The organism is Hahnella aquatica (SeqCode), assembly GCF_965194505.1.
GTDB lineage: Bacteria > Pseudomonadota > Gammaproteobacteria > Burkholderiales > Burkholderiaceae_A > Hahnella > Hahnella aquatica.
The window spans coordinates 142,942-165,337 of record NZ_OZ239144.1 but is presented as its reverse complement, the minus strand read 5'-3'; the positions used below and the strand labels follow the sequence as shown (position 1 = coordinate 165,337).

22 protein-coding genes are annotated in these 22,396 nt (G+C 64.0%); 10 read left to right on the top strand and 12 right to left on the bottom strand.

Annotated features, from left to right (window positions below; translation table 11 throughout):
• Positions 1-14: 14 nt before the first annotated feature.
• The 6 genes from AC8GDA_RS00875 to AC8GDA_RS00850 form a co-directional block, all read right to left on the bottom strand.
• Positions 15-410 (bottom strand): hypothetical protein, encoded by a 396-nt coding sequence (locus AC8GDA_RS00875; protein ID WP_506556444.1) that lies wholly within the window; start codon positions 408-410, stop codon positions 15-17.
• Positions 373-627, bottom strand: coding sequence for a sulfur carrier protein ThiS (gene thiS, locus AC8GDA_RS00870; RefSeq protein WP_506556443.1), 255 nt, complete (start codon positions 625-627; stop codon positions 373-375). The genes AC8GDA_RS00875 and thiS overlap by 38 nt, the downstream gene beginning before the upstream one ends.
• A complete protein-coding gene (locus AC8GDA_RS00865) occupies positions 628-1,896 on the bottom strand; it encodes an NAD(P)/FAD-dependent oxidoreductase (RefSeq protein ID WP_506556442.1) in 1,269 nt (422 codons plus the stop codon). It abuts the gene before it with no gap.
• Positions 1,896-3,743 (bottom strand): aldehyde ferredoxin oxidoreductase family protein, encoded by a 1,848-nt coding sequence (locus AC8GDA_RS00860; RefSeq protein ID WP_506556441.1) that lies wholly within the window; start codon positions 3,741-3,743, stop codon positions 1,896-1,898. The genes AC8GDA_RS00865 and AC8GDA_RS00860 overlap by 1 nt, the downstream gene beginning before the upstream one ends.
• An 11-nt stretch (positions 3,744-3,754) precedes the next feature.
• The gene (locus tag AC8GDA_RS00855; protein WP_506556440.1) at positions 3,755-4,228 is read right to left on the bottom strand and encodes a 4Fe-4S dicluster domain-containing protein; all 474 of its coding nucleotides are present in this window, start codon (positions 4,226-4,228) and stop codon (positions 3,755-3,757) included.
• 94 nt (positions 4,229-4,322) lie between these two features.
• Entirely contained in the window at positions 4,323-4,538 is a 216-nt protein-coding gene (locus AC8GDA_RS00850) for a hypothetical protein (RefSeq protein WP_506556439.1), read from the bottom strand.
• Between the two features lie 75 nt (positions 4,539-4,613).
• Here AC8GDA_RS00850 and AC8GDA_RS00845 point away from each other — a divergent pair, with 75 nt between their 5' ends.
• Together AC8GDA_RS00845 and AC8GDA_RS00840 are read left to right on the top strand one after the other, a co-directional pair.
• On the top strand, positions 4,614-5,540 hold the full coding sequence (locus AC8GDA_RS00845) for a ketopantoate reductase family protein (RefSeq protein ID WP_506556438.1): 927 nt from the start codon (positions 4,614-4,616) through the stop codon (positions 5,538-5,540).
• A 31-nt stretch (positions 5,541-5,571) separates the two neighbouring features.
• On the top strand, positions 5,572-6,246 hold the full coding sequence (locus AC8GDA_RS00840; RefSeq protein ID WP_506556437.1) for a biotin transporter BioY: 675 nt from the start codon (positions 5,572-5,574) through the stop codon (positions 6,244-6,246).
• Here the strand turns inward: AC8GDA_RS00840 and AC8GDA_RS00835 are convergent.
• Positions 6,235-7,212, bottom strand: coding sequence for a D-2-hydroxyacid dehydrogenase family protein (locus tag AC8GDA_RS00835; protein WP_506556436.1), 978 nt, complete (start codon positions 7,210-7,212; stop codon positions 6,235-6,237). The genes AC8GDA_RS00840 and AC8GDA_RS00835 overlap by 12 nt on opposite strands.
• A 20-nt stretch (positions 7,213-7,232) precedes the next feature.
• On the opposite strand from AC8GDA_RS00835, the gene rlmH reads away from it, so the two are divergent.
• The 3 genes from rlmH to AC8GDA_RS00820 all read left to right on the top strand — a co-directional run bounded on the left by rlmH (position 7,233) and on the right by AC8GDA_RS00820 (position 9,682).
• Positions 7,233-7,703, top strand: coding sequence for a 23S rRNA (pseudouridine(1915)-N(3))-methyltransferase RlmH (rlmH, locus tag AC8GDA_RS00830; RefSeq protein ID WP_506556435.1), 471 nt, complete (start codon positions 7,233-7,235; stop codon positions 7,701-7,703).
• Positions 7,704-7,950: 247 nt separating this feature from the next.
• Complete coding sequence (locus AC8GDA_RS00825) at positions 7,951-8,910, top strand: MBL fold metallo-hydrolase (protein ID WP_506556434.1); 960 nt, start codon at positions 7,951-7,953, stop codon at positions 8,908-8,910.
• A 28-nt stretch (positions 8,911-8,938) separates the two neighbouring features.
• Positions 8,939-9,682: a DUF2189 domain-containing protein gene (locus AC8GDA_RS00820; RefSeq protein ID WP_506556433.1), complete on the top strand. Its 744-nt coding sequence runs from the start codon at positions 8,939-8,941 to the stop codon at positions 9,680-9,682.
• Here the strand turns inward: AC8GDA_RS00820 and AC8GDA_RS00815 are convergent.
• From AC8GDA_RS00815 to AC8GDA_RS00800, 4 genes are all read right to left on the bottom strand, one after another.
• A complete protein-coding gene (locus tag AC8GDA_RS00815; protein WP_506556432.1) occupies positions 9,662-10,225 on the bottom strand; it encodes a hypothetical protein in 564 nt (187 codons plus the stop codon). The genes AC8GDA_RS00820 and AC8GDA_RS00815 overlap by 21 nt on opposite strands.
• An 11-nt stretch (positions 10,226-10,236) precedes the next feature.
• Positions 10,237-11,217: a Tim44 domain-containing protein gene (locus AC8GDA_RS00810; protein ID WP_506556431.1), complete on the bottom strand. Its 981-nt coding sequence runs from the start codon at positions 11,215-11,217 to the stop codon at positions 10,237-10,239.
• Positions 11,218-11,278: 61 nt separating this feature from the next.
• Positions 11,279-12,010: a class I SAM-dependent methyltransferase gene (locus AC8GDA_RS00805; protein ID WP_506556430.1), complete on the bottom strand. Its 732-nt coding sequence runs from the start codon at positions 12,008-12,010 to the stop codon at positions 11,279-11,281.
• A complete protein-coding gene (locus tag AC8GDA_RS00800) occupies positions 12,010-12,522 on the bottom strand; it encodes a gamma-butyrobetaine hydroxylase family protein (RefSeq protein WP_506556429.1) in 513 nt (170 codons plus the stop codon). Before AC8GDA_RS00800 ends, AC8GDA_RS00805 begins: the two co-directional genes overlap by 1 nt.
• 37 nt (positions 12,523-12,559) lie before the next feature.
• Between AC8GDA_RS00800 and phoB the strand changes: the two genes are divergently transcribed.
• A complete protein-coding gene (phoB, locus tag AC8GDA_RS00795; RefSeq protein ID WP_506557165.1) occupies positions 12,560-13,258 on the top strand; it encodes a phosphate regulon transcriptional regulator PhoB in 699 nt (232 codons plus the stop codon).
• 135 nt (positions 13,259-13,393) lie between these two features.
• Positions 13,394-14,725, top strand: coding sequence for a phosphate regulon sensor histidine kinase PhoR (phoR, locus tag AC8GDA_RS00790; protein WP_506556428.1), 1,332 nt, complete (start codon positions 13,394-13,396; stop codon positions 14,723-14,725).
• Here phoR and AC8GDA_RS00785 read toward each other — a convergent pair.
• Positions 14,686-18,672 (bottom strand): DUF3683 domain-containing protein, encoded by a 3,987-nt coding sequence (locus tag AC8GDA_RS00785; protein WP_506556427.1) that lies wholly within the window; start codon positions 18,670-18,672, stop codon positions 14,686-14,688. The genes phoR and AC8GDA_RS00785 overlap by 40 nt on opposite strands.
• Positions 18,673-18,727: 55 nt before the next feature.
• Between AC8GDA_RS00785 and ilvA the strand changes: the two genes are divergently transcribed.
• From ilvA to hemA, 3 genes are read left to right on the top strand one after another with little or no spacing between them, the layout of a single operon-like run.
• Positions 18,728-20,278 (top strand): threonine ammonia-lyase, biosynthetic, encoded by a 1,551-nt coding sequence (ilvA, locus tag AC8GDA_RS00780; RefSeq protein ID WP_506556426.1) that lies wholly within the window; start codon positions 18,728-18,730, stop codon positions 20,276-20,278.
• A gap of 46 nt (positions 20,279-20,324) precedes the next feature.
• A complete protein-coding gene (locus AC8GDA_RS00775) occupies positions 20,325-21,095 on the top strand; it encodes a response regulator transcription factor (RefSeq protein ID WP_506556425.1) in 771 nt (256 codons plus the stop codon).
• Between the two features lie 12 nt (positions 21,096-21,107).
• Positions 21,108-22,388 (top strand): glutamyl-tRNA reductase, encoded by a 1,281-nt coding sequence (gene hemA / locus AC8GDA_RS00770; RefSeq protein WP_506556424.1) that lies wholly within the window; start codon positions 21,108-21,110, stop codon positions 22,386-22,388.
• Positions 22,389-22,396 lie beyond the last annotated feature (8 nt).

Genomic DNA, 22,396 nt, shown 5'->3' with positions numbered 1-22,396 from the left:
ATTCCTCTTAACCGCTAACCTCCGCCGCGTTGCATGGTGAGGTCGAATCGCCGCATGAAGTCGGCTCGACCCTGGACATCCAGCCCCTTGAATTGAAATGAGACGTGCAGTCGGCTGATCTCGAGCAAGGCAATGCGTCGGGCCGGCAACACCTGCCAGGTCAACTCCAGCAACGGTGTGTACTCCCCATTCAGCGAAGAGCCCTGGGCCTCGCGCATGGGCGTTGCAGCGAACACCGCGGCGCCTCCCTGATGCAATGAGAGCCGATGCGGCGCGGTGGCCTCGGGAAGCCAACGCAGCCACTCTGCCTCGGAACAGCCCATCTCTCGATCAAAGGCCTCGGGCACGAGGCCATCGCGAAAGAGCACGCGATCAGCCGCCCGCGATCGGTGGCCAAACGGCCACGACATCACCATCCTGGAGCAGCGCGTGGGGGCGGTCCTCGGGCGCCACATACCGGCCATTGACGAGCACCAACTTCGTAAGTTCAGGGGGCAGCCCATAAGGCGCCAGCACCGCCGCCACGGATGCACCGTCGGGCGCCTCAATGGGATGCTGATTGGTGCTGCGGGCCTCTGCTGGCAGGTGAGCCGCCAGGCTCGCGTACAGCTTGACGGTGAGCCTCAACTACACCACCGCATGCTGATCCTGTGCCTGGGCACAGGCCAGATAGGCCTCCATGAGCCGGGTTGGATCCTTCATGAGCTTTTCTTTCCAGGGCCCCAGACGCACCTGGCCCTCGACCAGGCCACGCATCACGCCCACATGGTCCGTCCATCCAATGGCATTGCAACCAATCAATCGATCGCCATCGAACTGCAGGCTGAGCATGCGGTGGTTGTCCCAGTCGGTCATCTCGGTGTGATCTCCGCCCGGAACACCCTGCCACTGTCCAAAGCTGGATGAGATCAACCCCAGGGTGTCGAGCACGTTGATCTGCGGCACCCGTTGCAACTCCGAGTACTGGCCCGCCATGTTCCGAGCAGCCACCAAGGCCTCATCGGCTGCATTGGGCTGGATGGCACTCACCAGGTGAGACTGACTGGGCCGATCAAAGGCCTGGGCACAGTCGCCAGCCGCGAAGATGCCCTCGCAATTGGTCTGCATTCCTGCATCGGTGAGCACACCGGTCTGCAGTTCGATGCCGCTGCCTTGCAGGAACGCCACGTTGGGCTTCACGCCTGTGGCGCTGATCACGAGGTCGGCCTCGAGCGCCTTGCCTGTAGAGAGGCAGACCATGGAAGGAGGGCCATCGGCATGGTCGATGCGTTCCACCTTCGCGCCGGTGATCACCGCCACGCCCTTGGACTCGCACCAGGACTTGATCATGGCGCCGGCCGTGGCACCCATCATGCGGGGCACCATTCGGTCGCCCATCTCCACCACGGTGAGTGACACGCCGCGACTGGCCAGGGCTTCCATGATGATGCAGCCAATAAAGCCCGCACCCATCTGCACCACCTTGGCCCCGGGCTTGGCCAGGCGAATGATCTCGCGCGCATCGGCCAAGGTCCAACAGGGGTGGACATTCGCACCATCAAAGCCAGGAATGGGAAAGCGCACGGGCAACGAACCCGTGGCGATGAGCAGGCAGTCAAACCGAATGACCTCGCCATTGCTCAAGGCCACCGACCGCTTGCCAGCATCCACGGATTGGGCCTGAGCCTGTACGAGACGAATGCCAAGTGCCTCGAAATGCTCGGGAGCCCTGCGCAGCTGCGTGCCCTGCTCCTCGATGTTTCCCATGAGCAGGTAAGGGATGGCCATGCGCGAGTAAGGCCGCTCGGGCTCGTCTCCCACGAGCGTGACGCAATCGTGTGGGGCGAGCTTGCGCAGGGTCTCGGCAGCAATGACGCCGGCCGGGCCCGCACCCAGAATGAGGTGGTGGCGCGCCATCAGAGCCCCAGGCGGGTTCGCGTGTCTTTCTTCAACTGGCCATCGGCATCCCAGCCACGGATCTCGTAATACTTGGGCAGCATCTCCGGCAGTTTGTTGACCAGGCCCTTAGCGGGGCCTTCCTTGGCGGCCTCTTTAAGGAGCCGCGGCGGCAAGGTGTCGTCCTTCGAGGTAAAGCCCGCACGGTTGTTGAAGTCGCGCTCCATGTTCCAGATGCGCTCACCGATCTGATTGAGGTTCTCCATGGTGAACTCCTCGCCACAGGCGGCCGCAATCTGCGGCTGGATGTCTGCGAGGCTCCATGCAAACGAGGTGAAGATGCACAGGCCCGCGGAGTCGAAGCTGGCGGTGGCGTCTTGGAATGCCATGACGAGCTCGGGCTTGCCCTCGGCCGAGAGTGGGTCGGTCTTCACCGGAATGCCCAAGACCTCGGAGGCCACGGTGTAGCTGCGCAGATGGCAGGCGCCCCGATTGGAGGTGGCGTAGGTGAGGCCCATGCCTTGGATGCCGCGGGAGTCGTAGGCGGGGAACTCTTGGCCCTTCACGCTCATGGAAAGTTCGGGATGACCGTATTTGGTGCACAGCCGCTTGGAACCTTGACCAATCTCTTTTCCGAAGCCCTCGCCACGTGCCGTGAGCTCAGCCAATTCGCACAAGGCCTTGGCCGAACCAAAGGGTGCCTCAATGCCAATCTGCTCCTTGGTGAGCACACCCATCTCGTAGAGCTCCATGGCGGCGCCCACAGTCGCACCGAATGAGATCGGGTCCATGCCCTGCTCGTTGCAGATGAGGTTGGCGTATTGAAGGGCTTCAAGGTCGTTGACCCCATTGGCCGCACCCAAGGCCCAGGCGGCCTCGTACTCGAGACCCCCGGAGGCGCCCCAGTACTGGGGCTTGTTCTGAACAGAGAAGTGGGTTTCGTCGATCTTGCTGATGCGCCCGCAGGCGATGGTGCAGCCGAAGCAGGCCTGATTGGTGACCAGGTGAGGCTTGCCATCGGTCTTGCGGGGCTCGGCCATGGCCTCGGCAGAGATGTCGCGTGCTCCCTCGAAGGCCACATCGCGGTGGTTTCGGGTGGGGAGGGCGCCCATCTCATTGATGACATTCATGAGCACCTGGGTGCCATAGGTGGGCAGGCCTTGGCCGGTCACGGCGTTCTCGGCAAGGATGCGCTTCTTCTCGGCCGTGACCTGCATGAAGGCCTTGGGGTTGTGGATGTTGCCCACACCCTTGGTGCCACGCACGGCAATGGCCTTCAAATTCTTGGAGCCCATGACCGCACCCACGCCGGAGCGGCCTGCCGCACGATGGAGGTCGTTGACCACCGCTGCAAAGAGCACTTGGTTCTCACCGGCCAGGCCAATGGAGGAAATGCGGGTGAGCGGGTCTTGGTGAGACTGCTTGATGAGGCTCTCAGTCTCCCAGACGCTCTTGCCCCAGAGGTGGGATGCGTCTCGAAGTGATACTTCATCGTCCTCGATGGACAAGTAAACGGGCTTGGGCGACTTGCCCTCGAAGATGACCATGTCCCAGCCGGCCATCTTGAGCTCGGCACCCCAGTAGCCGCCCGAGTTCGAGCAGGCAATGGCCCCCGTGAGGGGTCCCTTGGTGACCACCACATAGCGGCCACCGGTGGAGGCCATGGTGCCGGTGAGTGGCCCGGTGGCCCAAATGATCTTGTTCTCAGGTGAGAGTGGATCGACCTTGGGATCGACCTCTTCCGACAGGTACTTGGAGGCCAGCCCGCGCGAGCCGAGGTACTGGGCGGCCCAGGCCATGTTGAGGGGTTCGTTGGTGACGGTTCCCTTGGTGAGGTTCACCCGAAGAATTTTGCGTGCCCATGCCATGGTTGGTCTCCTTAAGCGCTGGCTTGGTTGCCAAGTTTGTCGGCCCAGGCCTTCATGCGGTCCAGGCCCGTCCAGTTGGCATCCACATAGGTGATGGCCTGCGTGGGGCAGGCTTCTGCGCAAGCAGGATTGCCACCGCAGAGGTCGCACTTCTGAACCTTGCCGGTCTCGGCCACGTAATTGATGGTGCCAAAGGGGCAAGAGATGGTGCAGACCTTGCAGCCCACACAGGTGGCCTCATTCACAACCTTGGCACCGGTGGCCTTGTCGACCGTGATGGCCTCGACGGGACATGCATGCAAGCACCAGGCCTCATCGCACTGGGTGCAGGTGTAGGGCACTTTGCGGCCCGTGCTGTGGAAGTCGAAGACCTTGATGCGGGACTTGGCGGTGGCAAAGACACCGTAGTTCTCATAGGAACAGGCCATCTCGCATTGCAGGCAGCCCGTGCACTTCTCGGGGTTGATGTGCAGACTTTTCAGCATGTGGCGGTCTCCTTGCGTATTTCTCACAAACGCTACCGCAGCAGACCCCCCACCGCAAGCAAGGGGGAAACCCTAGGCCTCCCCCGTCAACGGTTTAGCCGTTGTTTGCGCCGCACTCAAACTTGCTGGCGCCCTTTTTCTGCACAAAGGTGTTGCACTCAGACTTGGTCTTGAAGCAGTCGGCCGTGTAGTCGCCGGTCTTCTTTTCCACTGCGCACCAAACGGTTTTTTTGGCCGAAGCGGCCATGGGGGCAACCACGAAGGCGGCGGCGACGAGAAGGCTGAAATAAATCGGTAGGCGTGAGGTCATGAACATCTCCTTTCAAGTGAAATCGACACGGCTTGACTTAAGAAGGTTCATTTTAAGGCAGGCACAATGCGCAACATGAAGATTCTGATTCTTGGCGCAGGTGGTGTGGGTGGCTACTTTGGTGGCCGGCTGATTCAATCGGGCACGGATGTGAGCTTTCTGGTGCGCCCAGGCCGAGCCGCGCAGTTGGCGGCCGATGGCCTTCAGGTGGAGAGCCCACATGGCAACTTCCAAGTCGCGGCCAAGGCGGTCACGGCCGACCAACTGCATGGTGACTGGGACCTCATCGTCCTCTCGCCCAAGGCCTACGACCTCGATGACGCCATCGAGACCCTACGGCCGGCCATGGCACAGACGGCTTGCCTGCTGCCCTTGCTCAATGGTGTGGCCCACATGGACCAGCTCGATGCCACCTTCGGAGCACCCCGGGTGTTGGGCGGTGTGGCCCACATTGCAGCCACACTCAGCAAAGCAGGCATCGTGCGGCAGTTGAACCCACTACACATCCTGACCATGGGCCACCGCGAGCCTGCGCAGGCACCGCTTGCGCGGGCCTTTTTCGAGGCCTGCACGGCTGCCAGCTTTGATGCGATTTATTCCGAGGACATCACGCAGACCCTCTGGGACAAGTGGACCTTCCTGGCCACCCTTGCAGGCTCCACCACGCTCTTTCGCAGCGGCGTGGGCGCGGTCACCGCAAAGCCCGAGGGCGCCGCCCTGATGACCCGCATGTACGGTGAGTGCCTGGCCGTGGCCGCCGCCTTCGGACAGCCCGTGGGCGAGGCCGCACAGGAGAAGGCACGGGGCATCCTCATGGCGCCAGGCTCAGACTTCACGGCCTCCATGCTGCGTGACCTGCTTGGCAATCAGCGCACGGAGCACGAGCACATTCTGGGTGACATGGCCCGGCGGGCCACCGCGAAAGGGATCGATGCGCCGCTGATCACGGCCGCTTACATCCACATGGTGGCCGAGACGAGCGGGGCGCCGCGGGCTGCTTAACGCACCCACCATCCATGCACCCCTCGCGCACATGACCCCGCAGTCGTCGTCGATGGCCTCTCACCGAGACCTGGTTCGCATCTCGCTCTTTGCCGCGATGATCGCGGTCTTTGGGCTGGTACCCCGACTCGATCTGCCTTTTCTGGCAGGCGTGCCCATCACGCTGCAGACGCTCGGCGTGATGCTGGCCGGTCTTTTTCTCAAGCCCAAGCAGGCGGCCTATGCCGTGCTGCTCTTTTTGTTTGTGGTGTGCCTGGGCGCGCCCTTCTTGTCGGGTGGCCGCGGTGGCCTTGGCGTGTTGTTCGGCCCCAGTGCAGGCTTTTTGTTTGGCTGGGTGATTGGCGCCTGGCTTGTGAGCGTGATCATTGGGTTGCTGCTCGGCCGACAGCCACCACCGCCGGTTCCGTCCGCAAACCCGCCAGGCCCCTCGGCCCAGATGAGCCACCCACACCTTGCAAAGAAGGCATTTGTTGCCTGCCTGATCGGTGGCGTGCCCGGCATCTATTGCATTGGCATTCCCTGGCTGGCGTGGCGCGCTGACATGACCCTTGAGGCTGCCGCCATGGTGAGCCTGGCCTTTCTGCCAGGCGACCTGCTCAAGGCCGGCTTTGCTGCGTGGCTGGCCCGACAGTTGTCCAGAGAAATTCTGATGGAGCGGCGGCAGTCACCAGCAGGCCCCACGCCAGAGGGGCTCTCACCCCCTTGATGCTGCGCCTGAAGAGAGCAGGCCTTCGAGGTGATGGGCCACGGTCTTGGCAAAAATGTCATAGACCGGGTTGGCCACAAAGCCCAGGTGTGGGCTTAACGTGACCTGGCGCATGTGCCGGAAGGGGTGATCCGCGGGCAGCGGTTCTTCGTCGAAGACATCGAGCGCGGCCATGCCCGGACGGCCCGCCTTCAAGGCTGCTGCAAGGTCTTGTTCATGGATCAATCCCGAGCGAGAGGTGTTCACCAACACCGCGTCGGGTCGCATCTGAGAGAGGTTCTTGGCCTGCAGCAGGTACCGGGTCGCAGCCGAGAGCACCAGGTGCAAAGACACCACCTTGGAAGTGGCCAGCAGTTCATCGAGTGAGACGGCGGTGGCACCGTGCTCGGCCGCGCGGGCGGGCGTCATGTTCGGGCTCCACGTCACCACCCTCATGCCAAAGGCCTGACCCACCTTGGCCACACGGGCACCAATCTGCCCCAGACCAATGAGACCCAAGGTCTCGCCCTCTAAGACGTCGCACAGACCAGGGTAGTGCAGGCCCGCCCGCCAGCCGGCGTCGGGGTTGCGAAGGGCAAGAAAGCCCGGCTCCAGCCGCTTGGTGGCCGCAAGAATGAGGGCCCAGGTCAGCTCACAGGTGCTCGCCTTCGTGGGACCAAACTCGGTGTTAAAGACCGGAATGTTACGGGCCTTGCAGGCGGCCTCATCGAGCAGGGCGTTGCGCAGGCCGGTGTAGATGACGAACTGCAGGTGGGGAGCCATGTCGAGTTCGCGTTCACCCACCGGTGTGCGGTCTCGCATGAGCACCAGGCCGGTGGCCCGATGGAGCGCTTGAGCAAGGGCCTCACCACGAAGGGGTTCAGTGTGAATCTCCAGTCGTGCGCGGTCTGAGAAGGCCATGACCTCTGGCGAATGCGCGAAGAGGTGCTCGTAGTCGTCGAGAAACAGAATGAGGGGCTTGTCCATGCATTGATTATGCTTGGTCCATGCAGATGACGATTCTTGCCGTAGGCACGCGACAGCCCGCGTGGGTGAATGAAGCCGTGGCCGACTACTGTCGTCGAATGCCGCCCGACCTGGCCCTGGCCGTGAAAGAGGTGAAGGCGGAATCGCGCACCACCGGAAAAAGTGCACCCGTGATGATGGCGGCCGAAGCGCAACGCCTGCGTGCTGCCATGCCAGCCCATGCGCGCGTGGTGGCACTTGATGAGCATGGCCAGCGACTGACCAGCGAGGACTTGGCCGAGCAGCTCTCGGACTGGAGGACGCAAATGGACCCGGTGGTGTTCTTGATTGGCGGGCCTGATGGGCTGGATGCGAGCCTGAAGAAGGAGGCACGCCTGCTCTTACGATTGTCAGACTTCACGCTGCCGCATGGCATGGCGCGGGTGCTGCTGGCGGAGCAGTTATACCGGGCGTGGTCGATTGGGAGCGGGCACCCTTATCACCGGGTTTGACTTGTGAGGCGGGGTGTCGCGCTGCGCCCGTGGCTCTGCATGGTCGCTTCGCTCCAACATGCCTCGCCATCGGGCGCAGGTGCTCCCAGTCCGTCTGATGCAAAGCCCGAGCGGTGACCAAGGGGGTGATGTTCGAGAACGAGCCGTGTTGGAGCGCAGCGACCACGGTGAGTTTCGGACATCACCCGCCCATACATCGCACTGCAACATGCATCGATCCAGATAAAGGCACAGAATGATCAGCACCATGACACACACCCTCGTCACCCTGCTCACAGCCGCTGCGCTGATCGGGAGCGCCATCGCCAGCGACGGCCTCCCCCCAATGGCCATCGAGAAGGTCGGCCAGGATGTCTACGTGGTGCGCGGCCAGGCCGGCCAGGCGAGCGCCGCGAACGCGGGCTTCATCTCCAATGCGGGGGCCGTGGCCACAGGTGCCGGCCTGGTGGTCTTCGACACCCTGGGCACACCCGCCCTGGGCGCCAAGATGCGCAAGCTCCTGGAAGACGCCAGCGGCGAGAAGGTGAAACTGGTCGTGGTCTCCCACTACCATGCCGACCACTTCTACGGCATCCAGGCCTTTCAGGGGCCCGGTGTGGAGATCATCGCCCACCCCAACGCCGAGCAGGTCTTCAAAGACGCCAACACCCAGAACCGACTCGCGCAGCGCCAACAAGACCTCTTCCCCTGGGTGAGTGAAGACACCCGACTGGTGCTCGCCGCACGCAAGGCCAAGGTGGCTCCGGGCCAGAACGAGACCTTCCAACTCGGCCGACACCGCTTCACGCTCATCGATGGTCTGGGGGCGCATGCACCCGACGACCTCATGATGCGCGTCGACAACCTGGGCGTGGTCTTCGCGGGCGACCTCTTCTTCACCGGCCGCGTGCCCTTTGTGGGCAGCGCCAACCCGCGTGTCTGGCTTGCTGCACTCGATCGCATGGCAGAGCAGCCGCCGAAGGTGGCCATCCCAGGCCATGGGGCCATCTCACATCAGCCGCAGAAAGACCTCGACCTCACGCGCCGTTACCTCGACTTCCTCTCCAAGCAGATGGCCCAGGCCGTGGCCAACCTGCAGAGCTTCGAAGAGGCCTACGACAGCATTGACTGGTCGGCCTTCAAAGACCTGCCCGCGTTTTCAGCCGCCAATCGGCTCAATGCCCACGGCGCGTATTTGCATGCCGAGCAGGACGCACTCAAAAAATAAGAACACACCATATAAAAGGGGGGCTGAGATGACCGAGATTCGTTCCAATGTGCCCATGGGCAGCGCGTTTCAGTGGCTGGCCCAAGGCTGGCGGGACTTCCTGCAGACCGGCATGCGGGGCACCTATTACGGGGCCTGCTTTGCCGTGATGGGATTCGCGATCGTGATGGTCTACGGCACCTTGTGGCAGGCCACCATGGGCCTGACCGCAGGCTTCTTCCTGATGGGCCCCTTCATCTGCACGGGCATTTATGAGCTCTCGCGCCAGCGGGAACGTGGCGAACCCTTGAGCCTGATCAAGAGCTGGACGGCCTGGTTTCGGAACTGGAAATCGATTGCCTTCTTTGCCGCCATGCTGACCTTCTTCATGGTGGTCTGGGCTCGGGTGTCGGTGGTGCTTTTCGCCCTGTTTGCCGCACACGACTACCCCACCCTTCAGAGCATGCTGAGCCAGATTGTGTCGGAGCGGAATCTGGAATTCTTGCTGGTGTGGCTCGGTGTGGGGGCCGTGTTTGCGAGCCTGGTTTTTGCAATGTCGGTGGTCTCGGTGCCGCTGCTGCTCGACCGCGGGGCGGATACCCTCGAGGCCGTTTTCACAAGTGCGCGGGCCCTGTGGGCCAACCCCATGACCTGCCTGGTCTGGGGCCTGCTCATTGTGGCCCTCATTGGCACAAGCCTATTCGTTTTCATGCCGCTGCTGGTGATCACGGCGCCCTGGGTGGGCCATGCCACCTGGCGCGCCTACAAAGGCCTAGTGGCCGACGGCGTCTAGTCTTTTGTCGAGGCGGTCGATGGCGTCTCGCAGGCTGCGAACCGCCTTGGTGTGTGGCTCGAACTCCTCGCGGGTGAGCACCCAGCCCGCATCGTGAATGGCGTAGTCGATGGCCTGCTTGGCCATGCTCGCAGCCGGTGAGCGGGCAATCAACAGGCGTACGGGGTCTAGGCGTTCCTTGAACACGGCCAGCAGGGGCCCGAGTTGTTCGGCCACGGCGGCATCGCCCTCGATGCGCACTCCCTTGAAGCTGCTCGCAGCGGTGGGCCTGCCCGAGACGACCTGGGTGATGGCCGAGCCAAAGAATTCAGAGGTGAGACCCAGGGTGACATCCGGTGCCACCGCGAGGCCCTCAGCCGATCGGGCGCGGGCCACCGATTCCAACAGGCCATCGGCAGCAAAGACCCACTCCAAGGTTTGACCATCCCAAGGGCCTGGCACCAAGAAACGAACCGCCACACGGCGGCCCGCCAGACCTTTGAGCTGCTCATGGAGGGCCTCATCTCGCTCGATGGCGAAATTGAGGCCCGTGAGGAGATCCATGCGCCCCGAACTTACTGCTGCGTGATGCCCGCGAGCAGCCAGCCCGTGCTGTTGTCGCGGCGCTTGTGCAGCGTCCAGACCTCATGGAAGGGCTCGGCTGCGCCATCAGCGGACTCACGAATGAGGCCACCAAAGCCAATGAGCACTTCTTCGACCGCATGGCCATCGTCGTCCGTGGTGTGGGACAGGCCCAGCCACTCGGCTTCGAGGTTGACCACGCTGGTCTGATTGGCTGCGTCGGCCCGATCGCCAAGCTGCTTGGCGAGCTCGGCGGCCATGGCCGGGGTGCAGAAGCCTTGGATCTGCGCGATGTCGCCGGTGTCCCAAAGCTTTTGAAGGCTCGTGAACTGACCCTTGGCCACCGAGAGAAACTGCTCGACCTCGGCCGCACTGGGCTGCTCCACTTCGGGGGGCGCCGCCACGGGCTGACCCCAGCCGCCCAGACCACTGTTGGGTGCACTGGCGGGCGCACCTGCGTTGGACGTATTGGACTGGTCAAAGCCACCGCGGAACATGGCGTTACCACCCTGGCCCATGCCTGCGCCCACACCGGCTGGCACGGGCTGAGCGGGGCGACGGAAGAAGAGCATGCGAATGACCACGAAGGCCACCACGGCGAGCAGCACCATGAGCATCATGCTCATGAGTTCCTCGCCCAGGCCCAGGTGAGAGGCCAGGGCAGCCAGGCCAAGGCCTGCGGCCAGACCGGCCAGGGGGCCCATCCAGCTGCTGCGAGCCGGCGCGGCAGCTGCGCCTGCGGGGGCGGCACCGGCCTTGGTGGGCGATGCCTGGGCCGGCGCAGGCGTGGCCTGAGCGGGTGCGGGCTTGGAGGGCGGCATGGCCTGGCGACCGATGGAGCCACCGCCGCCCATCCGCTTGGCCTCGGCCATGGGCGCAACACCCAGAAGGGCAAATGCCATGATCACCGAAAGGCCCACGGCCGACAGGCGCTGAAGGCCCTTGCTCACTGCTTGCTGCATGGATGCAACCATTTCGACACTCCTCCTTGAATTTCGTGAATCTTTTTTCGTCGTGAAACCTCGTTGAACCTCGTTACACCTTCACGGCCTGGTGCAGGGCCACCACACCACCGGTGTGCTGGCTGTGGCGCACCACCCCGAAGCCAACGCTGCGCATCATCTCCGCGAGTTCCATTGGACCCGGGTGCATGCGAATAGATTCCGCAAGATACCGATAACTGTCGGCGTCGTGGGTGATCTTCGCACCCAGCCAGGGCAATACCTTGAACGAATAAAAATCGTAGGCCTTTTCAAGCGGCTTGGCCACATGGGAAAACTCCAAGACCAGCAGTTTGCCGCCGGGCTTGAGCACCCGAAGAATCTGAGCGAGTGCTTGCTCTTTGTGGGTCATGTTGCGAAGGCCAAAGGCCAGGGTCACGCGGTCGAACTGTTCGTTTGCAAATGGCAAGGCCTCCGCATCACAGACCATGGCCTGCACGCGATGGCCCGCATTGAGGAGGCGGTCGCGGCCACGGCCGAGCATTTCGGCGTTGATGTCGGTCATGACCACCCGGCCGGTGAGGCCCACCTTGGGCGCCATGGCCAGGGCGAGATCACCGGTGCCACTGGCCACATCGAGCACCTGATGCCCCTCGCGCAGGTGGGCCTGGGCGAGGGTCCAGGCCTTCCAGAGCCGGTGCAGGCCCATCGACATGAGGTCGTTCATGAGGTCGTAGCGCTCGGCCACGGAATCGAAAACCTGGCGGACATGCCGGGCCTTGTCAGCCTCGGGCACGGTTCGGAAGCCGAAGTGGGTGCTCGACATCAGAGGGTCTCGATCTTGACCTGGGTGCCTGCAGTCGCAGGCGCCTTGGGGGCCGCGGCGCCAGTTGATGCAACCGACTTGCCCGCACAGCCAGAGGCCGATGGCGTGGGCGGGGCATTGGGGTCCGGGTCTCGGGATGCGCCTGCGGCTTCGAGCCGACCCAGGTAGTCTGCCCAGAGACCATCCTGGTGGCTACAGAGCCACTGCAGGTAGCCCCAGGAAAAAATGCCCGATTCATGGCCATCGGTGAACACGGGCTTGACCGCGTAGAGGCCCACGGGCTCGAGCGCCTTGATGCCCACATCCCGCTTGCCGACCTGGAGCACTTCCTGCCCAGGCCCGTGGCCCTGCACCTCGGCCGAGGGGCTGTAGACCCGCATGAGCTCAAAACTGATGCGGTGCGACGTGCCTGCAAAGACCAGTTCCAATTGCTTGGACTGGGCATGGACGATGATCGAGGATGGGGGCTCCACCGCGAGACGGCTGTCGTAGGGGGGCACTTGTGTTGTCATTGACTTGTCATCTTTTGGGAATACATTCATGGCCACAATGGCCACAACCATTCTAGTCGTGGAGGATGAACCCGCCATTGCAGAGCTGGTGGCAGTAAACCTAAGCTTTGCAGGGTATAAGGTTTTACGGGCGGCGGACTCCATTCAAGCGGAAACCCTGATTCGGGCTGAGCAGCCGGATTTGATTCTGCTCGACTGGATGCTGCCAGGTTCGAGCGGCGTGCAATTCGCCAAGAAGCTGCGCAGCGACGAGCGCACCCGGGATGTGCCCATCATCATGCTCACGGCCCGCTCCGAAGAGGGCGACAAGGTCGAAGGCCTGGAGAGCGGCGCAGACGACTACATGACCAAGCCCTTCTCGCCAAAGGAGCTCATGGCCCGCATCAAGGCCGTGATGCGGCGGCGGGCACCCCAGCTGACCGAAGAGACGGTGAACATCTGCGGCCTCTCGCTCGACCCTCTCACCCACCGGGTGGCCGGCCATGAGCAGGCCCTGGACTTGGGCCCCACCGAGTTTCGGCTGCTGCACTTCTTCATGACCCACCCCGAGCGGGTGCACAGCCGCGGCCAGCTGCTGGATCAGGTCTGGGGCGACCACGTGTTTGTGGAGGAGCGCACGGTGGATGTGCACATCCGGCGCCTTCGGCAGTCGCTCTCCCCCACCGGCCACGACCGGCATGTGGAAACGGTGCGCGGCAGCGGCTACCGATTCACGGCCAAGCCGAGCGCAGCCTAAGCAGCGACGCGGGCGGCCAACCCCCGCCCATCCAGCAGCGAATCTCGCAGTGACCCCAAGAGTCTCCCTGTGCGGTGAGCCCATCACCCTCGTGGACCCACCTTGCTTGTCTGTCCAGGCAGGCAGAATGACGGGATGACAAGCCTCTGGATTCGCGTGGGCATGACCCTGGGCCTGATTGGCCTGCTGTGCTTCTGCGCCTGGTTGGTGGCCGGCCCGAAGGCTGCCCTGACGAGCTTTGTGGTGAGCCTGATCATTTGGATCGGGTTTCAGCTCTGGCACCTGCATAAGATGACCCGGTGGCTTGATGACTTCAAGCTCAACAAGACCCCCAACGGGCTCGGCACCTGGGATGTGCTGTATTCCGCCATTTACCGGCTTGCGAAGTCGTATGAGCGGCAGCAGAGCCAGCTCTCGGCTGCGCTCACCAGCTTTCGAAGTGCCACCGAGGCCATGCCCGATGGCGTGGTGGCGCTCGATGCCCACAACCAGATCAATTATGCGAGCCGGCGGGCCGCGCAGCACCTGAGCCTGCGCCTGCCCACCGACCAGGGCCGCAGCATTCTGAACCTGCTGCGCCACCCGGCCTTTGCCGCCTACCTCGAGCGCCAGGCCTGGGACAACCCTGTGATTCTGCAAGGCGTGCCCACCACCGACCGCGTACTGCAGGTGCAGCTCGTGCCCTATGGTGCCGAGGAGCGGCTGCTGCTCACCCGAGATGTCACGGCCATCGAGCGCTTGGAAACCACCCGGCGCGACTTCGTGGCCAATGTCTCCCATGAGTTGAAGACACCCCTGACCGTGCTGGCGGGCTTTCTCGAGACCATGCAGGAGCTGCCCTTGTCTGCGGCCCAAACGGCAGAAGTCCTGGGCACCATGGCCGGACAGACCCAACGCATGCAACGCCTGATCGACGACCTGCTGACCCTCTCGCGGCTCGAGTCTGCCCAGAAGCCCCTACAAGAAAGTTGGCTGGAGATGCCGAGCATCTTGGCCCAACTGACCAACGACGCAGCCCTGTTGAGCCGAGGCCAGCACCAGATCGACACCGATGCGGCCAGCACCGCCCGACTGCAGGGCGATGCCATTGAACTCACCAGCGCCTTCGGAAACCTGGTGACCAACGCCATTCGCTACACCCCAGAGGGCGGCCGCATTCGCATTCGTTGGGCCGAAGACGCCCACGGACAGGGCATCTTCAGCGTTGAAGACTCTGGCCCTGGAATCGAGGCCCACCACCTCGGGCGGCTGGCCGAGCGCTTTTATCGGGTGGACAAAGGCCGCTCACGCGACACGGGCGGTACGGGCCTGGGCCTGGCCATCGTGAAACACATTGGTGCCCGACACGGGGCCACCCTCGACATTCAGAGCACGGTGGGCCAGGGTAGCCAGTTCTCACTGGTCTTTCCGGCCACCCGCTGCCAGCCTCAGACCAGCACGCGCTCGATGCCGCCGTTGTTGGCCTGACGCACGTAGTCGGTCATCCAGTCGGGGCCCAGCAGGTGCCGGGCCATCTCGACCACGATGTAGTCGGCCTCCACGCCCGTGTCGTCTGAGAACCGATTGAGGCCCTGCAGGCATGACGGGCAGGCCGTGAGCACCTTGACGGGCGGGGCGGCCTGACCATTTGCCGTGGCGGACTCGCGCAGCTGGTCCGCACCCTTTCGCATCTCTTCTTCTTTGCGAAAGCGCACCTGAGTGGAGATATCCGGACGGCTCACCGCCAGGGTGCCCGACTCCCCACAGCAACGGTCGTTCTTCTGAATGTCGCCGTTCTGCTCGGCATTCATGAGGCTGTTGACCAGCTTGAGCGGGTTGTGCTGCTTCATGGGCGAGTGGCAGGGGTCGTGGTACATGTAGCGCACGCCCGTGGCCTGCTCCAGACGAACGCCTTTTTCGAGCAGGTACTCGTGGATGTCCAGGATGCGGCAGCCCGGAAAGATCTTCTCGAATTCATAGCCCGCGAGCTGGTCGTAGCAGGTGCCACACGAGACCACCACGGTCTTGATGTCCAGGTAATTGAGTGTGTTGGCCACGCGGTGAAAGAGCACCCGGTTGTCGGTGATGATCTTGTCGGCCTTGTCGAACTGGCCGCTGCCGCGCTGCGGATACCCACAGCACAGGTAGCCCGGTGGCAGCACCGTCTGTACACCCACCTGCCAGAGCATGGCCTGGGTGGCCAAGCCCACCTGAGAGAAGAGCCGCTCAGAGCCACAACCCGGGAAATAGAAGACCGCCTCGGAGTCGCTCGCCGTGCGAACGGAGTCTCGAATGATGGGCACGTAGTGGGCGTCCTCGATGTCCAGCAAGGCCCGGGCCGTCTTCTTGGGCAGGTTGCCCGGCATCTTCTTGTTCACAAAGTGAATGACCTGCTCGCGCAGGGGCGCACGGCCAGTGGTGGCGGGCGGCTTGGCCGTCTGCGCCTTGGCCAGGCGCTTCAAGAGATCGTGGGCCAGGCGCTGGGCCTTGTAGCCCCACTCGATCATGACGGTGCGCATGAGGGCGATGGTCTGCGGCCGCGAGGCATTCAGAAAGAACATGGAGGCCGCAGTGCCCGGGTTGAACCGCTTCTTGCCCATGCGGCGCAGGAGGTCGCGCATGTGCATGGAGACCTCGCCAAAGTCGATGTTCACCGGGCAAGGGGCCAGGCACTTGTGGCAGACCGTGCAGTGGTCGGCCACATCGCCAAATTCTTCCCAATGGGCAATCGACACCCCGCGACGGGTCTGCTCCTCGTAGAGGAAGGCCTCAATGAGCAGCGAGGTGGCGAGGATCTTGTTGCGGGGTGAGTAGAGTAGGTTGGCCCGCGGCGAGTGGGTGGCACAGACGGGCTTGCACTTCCCACACCGCAGACAATTGGCAAACGAATCTGCAATGGAGCCAATGGCGCTCTGCTGCATGATCAGGCTCTCAGACCCCATGAGCCCAAAGGACGGCGTGTAGGCATTGCGAAGGTCGGCGCCCTCAAGCAGCTTGCCGGCATTGAAGTGCTGGTGCGGGTCTACCTTCTGCTTGTAGTCTGCAAAGGCCTGGCGCTCACCCGGGGTGAGGAACTCGAGCTTGGTGATGCCAATGCCGTGCTCGCCCGAAATCACCCCATCGAGGTCGGTGGCGATCTTCATGATGCGGGCCACCGTGGCATGGGCCTCCTGCAGCATCTCGTAGTCGTCAGAGTTCACCGGCAGGTTGGTGTGCACATTGCCATCGCCGGCATGCATGTGCAGGGCCACGAAAACCCGGCCGCGCAAGACCTTGCGATGCGCAGCCTCCAGGCGCTCCAGAATGGGCGCAAAGGCCAGGCCCGAGAAGAGCTGACGAAACGGCGCGCGCAGCTCCTGCTTCCACGAGACGCGGATGGTATGGTCTTGCAGCAGTTCGCCGTAGGTTCGGTGGGCGCGAGGGCCTTGGTTGGGCTGGTCTGCGAGCACGGCCTCCAGGCCGTGGCGCCGGGCCGCCTCGGGATCGTCGGCGGGCGTGGCATCGAGGTGGGCCAGCAGAAACGCCCAACGGGCCTCCACCGACTTCAGCAGGCTGCCGGCCTCCTCCAGGCGCTGGGCCAGGTCGGTGGGCTGGTCGTCATCGACCACCGTGTCGTTGAGCACCTGTCGCAGGGCGCGGGTGAGCTTGAGCTTGTTGGAGACCGAGAGTTCGATGTTGATGCGCTCGATGGCGTTGGTGTACTCGCCCATGCGCTCCAACGGAATGACCACGTCTTCATTGATCTTGAATGCATTGGTGTGGCGGGCAATGGCCGCGGTGCGGCTTCGGTCGGCCCAGAAGGCCTTGCGCGACTCGGGCGAGACCGCCACAAAGCCCTCGCCCGATCGGGCATTCGCCAGGCGCACCACCTCGGAGGCAGCATGGGCCACGGCCTGGTCATCGTCGCCCACGATGTCGCCGATGAGCACCATCTTCGGCAGTTGGGCCCGCTTGCTCTTGGTGCTGTAGCCCACGGCGCGCAGGTAACGCTCATCGAGGTGCTCCAGGCCTGCGAGCTGCGTGCCGCCGGGCCGTGCATCCAGGTGCCGTTTGATCTCCACGATGGACGGCACCGCATCTTGGGCATTGCCAAAGAATTCCAGGCAGACGGTTCGAATGTGCTTGGGCATGCGATGCAAGACCCAACGGCAGCTCGTGATCAGGCCATCGCAGCCTTCCTTCTGAATGCCGGGCAGCCCGCCAAGCACCTTGTCGGTGACGTCCTTCCCCAGGCCCAGCCGACGAAAACGGTGGCCCTCGATGCGAAGGCGCTCCACCGAGATGGGATTGCCCACGAAGCGGGCGGTGTCGCCCTGGGCCCCAATGGCCTGGGTGAGTTGATTGGCGCCATAGCGCGCAATCTCAAACTCGGCCCAGTCGGCATCGTGGATCTTGCCCATGTTGTGGCCAATGCGAGTGACCTCGAGCCATTGGCCGTCTGGGTCCACCATGCGCCAGGAGGCCAGGTTGTCAATGGCCGTGCCCCAGAGCACGGCCTTCTTGCCACCCGCATTCATGGCGATGTTGCCGCCCACGCAGGAGGCATCTGCAGACGTGGGATCGACCGCGAAGACCAGGCCTGCAGCATCGGCGGCATCGGAGACCCGACGGGTGACCACGCCCGCGCCCGAAAAAATGGTGGCCACAGGAGCCTGCAGGCCCGGAAGGGTGCGAGACTCCACGGGCCCGAGCCGCTCGAGTTTCTCGGTGTTGATCACGACCGATCGCGGTGTGAGCGGGATGGCACCACCTGTGTAGCCCGTGCCACCGCCACGCGGAATGATGGTGAGGCCAAGCTCAATGCAGGCCTTCACCAAGGGCGCCATCTCGGCCTCGGTGTCAGGCACCAGCACCACAAAGGGGTACTCCACGCGCCAGTCGGTGGCGTCCGTGACATGCGAGACCCGCGAGAGGCCGTCGAATCGGATGTTGTCGGCGGCGGTGTGACGGGTCAGGCGCTTGGCCACGCGCCGGCGAAGGCTGGCCGTCTCATCAAAGGCGTTGGCAAATCGTGTCACGGCGGTGCGGGCCAGGGCCAAGAGCCCATGCACTCGGCGGTCTCGCTGGGCAGCCTCGGGGTCGGTGGCGTCGCGCGAGCGGCGCTGGTCGATCTCGGAGAGGCGGTGGTGAAGGGCACCGATGAGCTGCGTTCGCCTGCGAGGGTTTTGCAGCAGGTCGTCTTGTAGGTAGGGGTTGCGCTCCACCACCCAGATGTCGCCAATTACCTCATAGAGCATCTTGGCCGAGCGTCCCGTACGCCGCTCTTGGCGCAGTTCCGACACCAGGGCCCAGCCCTCATCGCCCAGCACACGACAGACGATCTCTCGGTCGGAGAACGAGGTGTAGTTGTACGGAATCTCCCGCAGCCGGGTGGCCGAGGGGTCATCGGCCGCGAGGGTGGTGGCCATTAAGGCAGGAGGCAGGGGCGCATTCATGGAACCCCGATTCTACGGCCCAGATGCCCTTCCGAGGACCCTTTACACTGCCGGCATGACCACGAATTACCTGCTGAACATTCTGAATGCCCGTGTCTACGATGTGGCCGACGAGACCCCCTTGGAGGATGCGCCCAGCCTGAGCCGCCGGCTGGGCTGCCGGGTGCTCTTCAAGCGCGAGGACACCCAGCCCGTCTTTTCCTTCAAGCTCAGAGGGGCTTACAACAAAATGGCCCACCTCTCGGCCGAGCAGCGGGCCCGGGGGGTGATCGCGGCCTCGGCCGGCAACCATGCCCAGGGTGTGGCCCTCGCTGCGCAGACACTGGGCTGCCGGGCGGTCATCGTCATGCCGGTCACCACCCCGAGCGTGAAGGTGCAGGCCGTGCGCAACCGCGGGGCAGAGATCATCCTGCACGGCGACTCCTACTCCGATGCCCATGACCATGCCCTCACCCTGCAGCAGGCCCAGGGCCTGACCTTTGTTCACCCCTTCGATGACCCCGATGTCATCGCCGGCCAGGGCACGGTGGGCATGGAAATCCTGCGACAGCACCCCGACCTCATCGATGCCGTCTTTGTGGCCGTGGGCGGCGGCGGGCTGGTGGCCGGCGTGGCCGCCTTCATCAAGGCCCTTCGGCCAGACACGCTCGTCATTGGTGTGCAGACCGAAGACTCCGACGCCATGGCCCAGTCACTCGAACAAGGCCAACGGGTGACGCTCGCCGAGGTGGGCCTGTTTTCCGACGGCACAGCAGTCAAGCGCGTGGGCGAAGAGACCTTCCGGCTCGCCAAAGACCTGGTCGATGAGATGGTGCGGGTGGACACCGATGCCGTCTGCGCCGCGATTAAAGATGTCTATGAAGACACCCGGGCCATCCAGGAGCCCGCCGGGGCCTTGGCCGTGGCAGGCTTGAAGGCCTGGGTGGGCCGTGCGGGCGCCCTACGACCCGATGGCACCCCACGCACCCTGGTGGCGATCACCTGCGGGGCGAACATGAACTTCGACCGGCTGCGCTTTGTGAGTGAGCGCAGTGAGATCGGTGAGGGCCGTGAGGCCATCTTCGCCGTGACCATCCCAGAGGCCCGCGGGAGCTTTAAGCGCTTCTGCGGCCTGCTGGGTCAGCACAATGTCACCGAGTTCAACTACCGCATCGCCGATGCAAAACAGGCCCACATTTTTCTGGGCCTGCAGCTCTCCGAGCCCGCGCAGGCGCAGGCCATTGCCAGCCAATTGCAGGCTGCTGGCTTTGATGCCCTGGACCTCTCGAATGACGAGGTGGCCAAGGCCCACCTGCGGCACCTGGTGGGCGGGCACTCCGACCTCGCCCGGGAGGAGCGGCTCTATCGATTTGAATTTCCCGAGCGGCCGGGCGCGCTGATGCGATTCCTCTCGGCCATGAACCCGAGCTGGAACATCTCGCTCTTTCATTACCGCAACCACGGGGCGGACTACGGCCGCATTCTGGTGGGCCTTCAGGTGCCCAAGGCCGATGAAGCCGACTTCCAGAACTTCCTCTCGCAGCTGGGCTATCCGCACTGGGACGAGTCCAAGCACCCGGCCTATCAGCTTTTCTTGGGGTGTCAGGAAAGCCCACAGGGCGAGTGAACCCAGGCGGGCTACCCTGCCAGCTTTTTTGGACAGGCAGCCCACCTTGAAACAGCATCACCCCACCGACCCGGACGCCGCCGCGCCGGGCACTCCTGCAGGCCCATGCCTGGGCCATGTGGCCATTCTTGAAGACGACGACCAGCTGGCCTCACAGCTCTGCGCACTGCTGCAGCTCAAGGGCTGGCAGGTGCGGCGCTACGCACGCGGCCAGCTGCTGCTCGATGCCCTGGACCGCCAGCACTTCGATGCAGTTCTGTGTGACCTGCGCCTGCCGGACATGACGGGGCTGGATGTCCTTGCGGCCCACCGGGCCCGGGCCAGCCAGCATCGGGCCCAGGGGCCGGCCATGATCATGCTCACGGGCGCCACCGATGAGGCGAGCCTGGTGCAGGCCTTCGCCCTTGGTGCGCACGACTACGTGCACAAGCCCTTTCGCGCAGCCGAGTTGCAGGCACGCCTGTGCGCGAGCGTTCGTCGCAGGCGCAGCGACCCCATCGAGCGCGGCCAGACCATTGGGCCCATTCGGCTCGACCCCCATGGCGAGAACGGCCCGCAGGCCCACCGCAATGGGCAAGCCGTGGCGCTCACCGACAAGGAATTCCAGTGCGCCCAGATGCTGCTGGGCCAACTTGGCCAGACCGTGTCTCGCAATGAGATTCGGCTTCAGGTCTGGCGGCACAACGAGCACGTGCAGACCCGCACCATCGACACCCACATCTCTCGCGTGCGCCAAAAACTCGGCCTCACCCCCGACCAAGGCTTTCGACTCTCTCCCGTGTACGGCATCGGCTACCGACTCGACCACTTCTCGTAGAATCAAGGCCTTATGCAGCTGTTTGCCTTTGGCCTCAACCACCAGTCCGCGCCCCTGTCGATTCGGGAACGGCTTGCCTTCCCCGGCGACGCGCTGCGGGAGAACCTGCATGCCTTGCGCGGCGTGCTCTCGGGCTCGGCACCCGAACAGGCCTTGGTCTCCACCTGCAACCGCACCGAGCTCTACCTGGCCACGCCTCGGCCAGAGGAAGCGCGCGAGCAGGCCCTGGCCTGGCTCGCCCAACGCTCCCAGGTGCAGCCCGGGGAATTGATTCATCACCTCTACCAGCATGCCGAGCCCCAGGCCGTGCGGCATGTCTTTCGCGTGGCCAGTGGCCTGGACTCGATGGTGCTTGGTGAGCCGCAGATTCTCGGCCAGTTGAAACAAGCCGCCCGCGAGGCCCATGAGGCGGGCAGCCTGGGCGTGCACCTGCACCACCTCTTCCAACGCGCCTTCTCGGTGGCCAAGGAGGTGCGCACCACCACGGAGATTGGTGCCCACTCGGTCTCGATGGCGGCGGCCGGGGTGAAGCTCGCACAGAAGATTTTTGGTGACCTCTCCAAGACCACCATGTTGTTCATCGGCGCAGGCGAAATGATCGACCTCTGCCTGTCGCACTTCGGGGCCCAGCAGCCCCAGCGCATCATGGTGGCCAATCGAACCGTGGCCCGCGGCGAGGCCTTGGCCCGCAAATACGGGGGCCAGGCCATGGCCTTGTCGGGCCTGCCCGACCAGCTCCACCAGTTCGACATCGTGGTGAGTTGCACGGCCAGTACGCTGCCCATCCTCGGCATGGGCTCGATCGAGAGTGCCTTAAAGAAGCGCCGTCACCGGCCCATGTTCCTGGTGGACCTCGCGGTGCCACGCGACATCGAAGCCGAGGTGGCCGATCTTGATGACGCATTCCTCTACACCGTGGATGACCTCGGCGGCCTGGTGCGCGAGGGCGTGGAGGCCCGCCAGGGGGCCGTGGTGCACGCAGAGGCCATCATCGAGAACGGTGTGCGCACCTTCCTGCAATGGAAAGAAACCCGCGAGCAGGTGCCCTTGATCAAGGCCCTCACGGGCCAGCTCGAGACCATTCAGGCCCAGGAGCTTGCCGCCGCCCAGCGCCGACTGGCCAAGGGTGAGCCGGCCGAGGCCGTGCTGCAGGGCCTGGCCCATGCCCTCTCGCAGAAACTGCTGCACGGCGCCTATGCGGGGCTCTCCAGCCCTGATGCCCAGGCGCGAGACGAGGCAGCCACCGTGGTGCGGCGGCTCTTTCAGCTCGACCCCAACCACCCGAGCGAGTAGGCCCACAT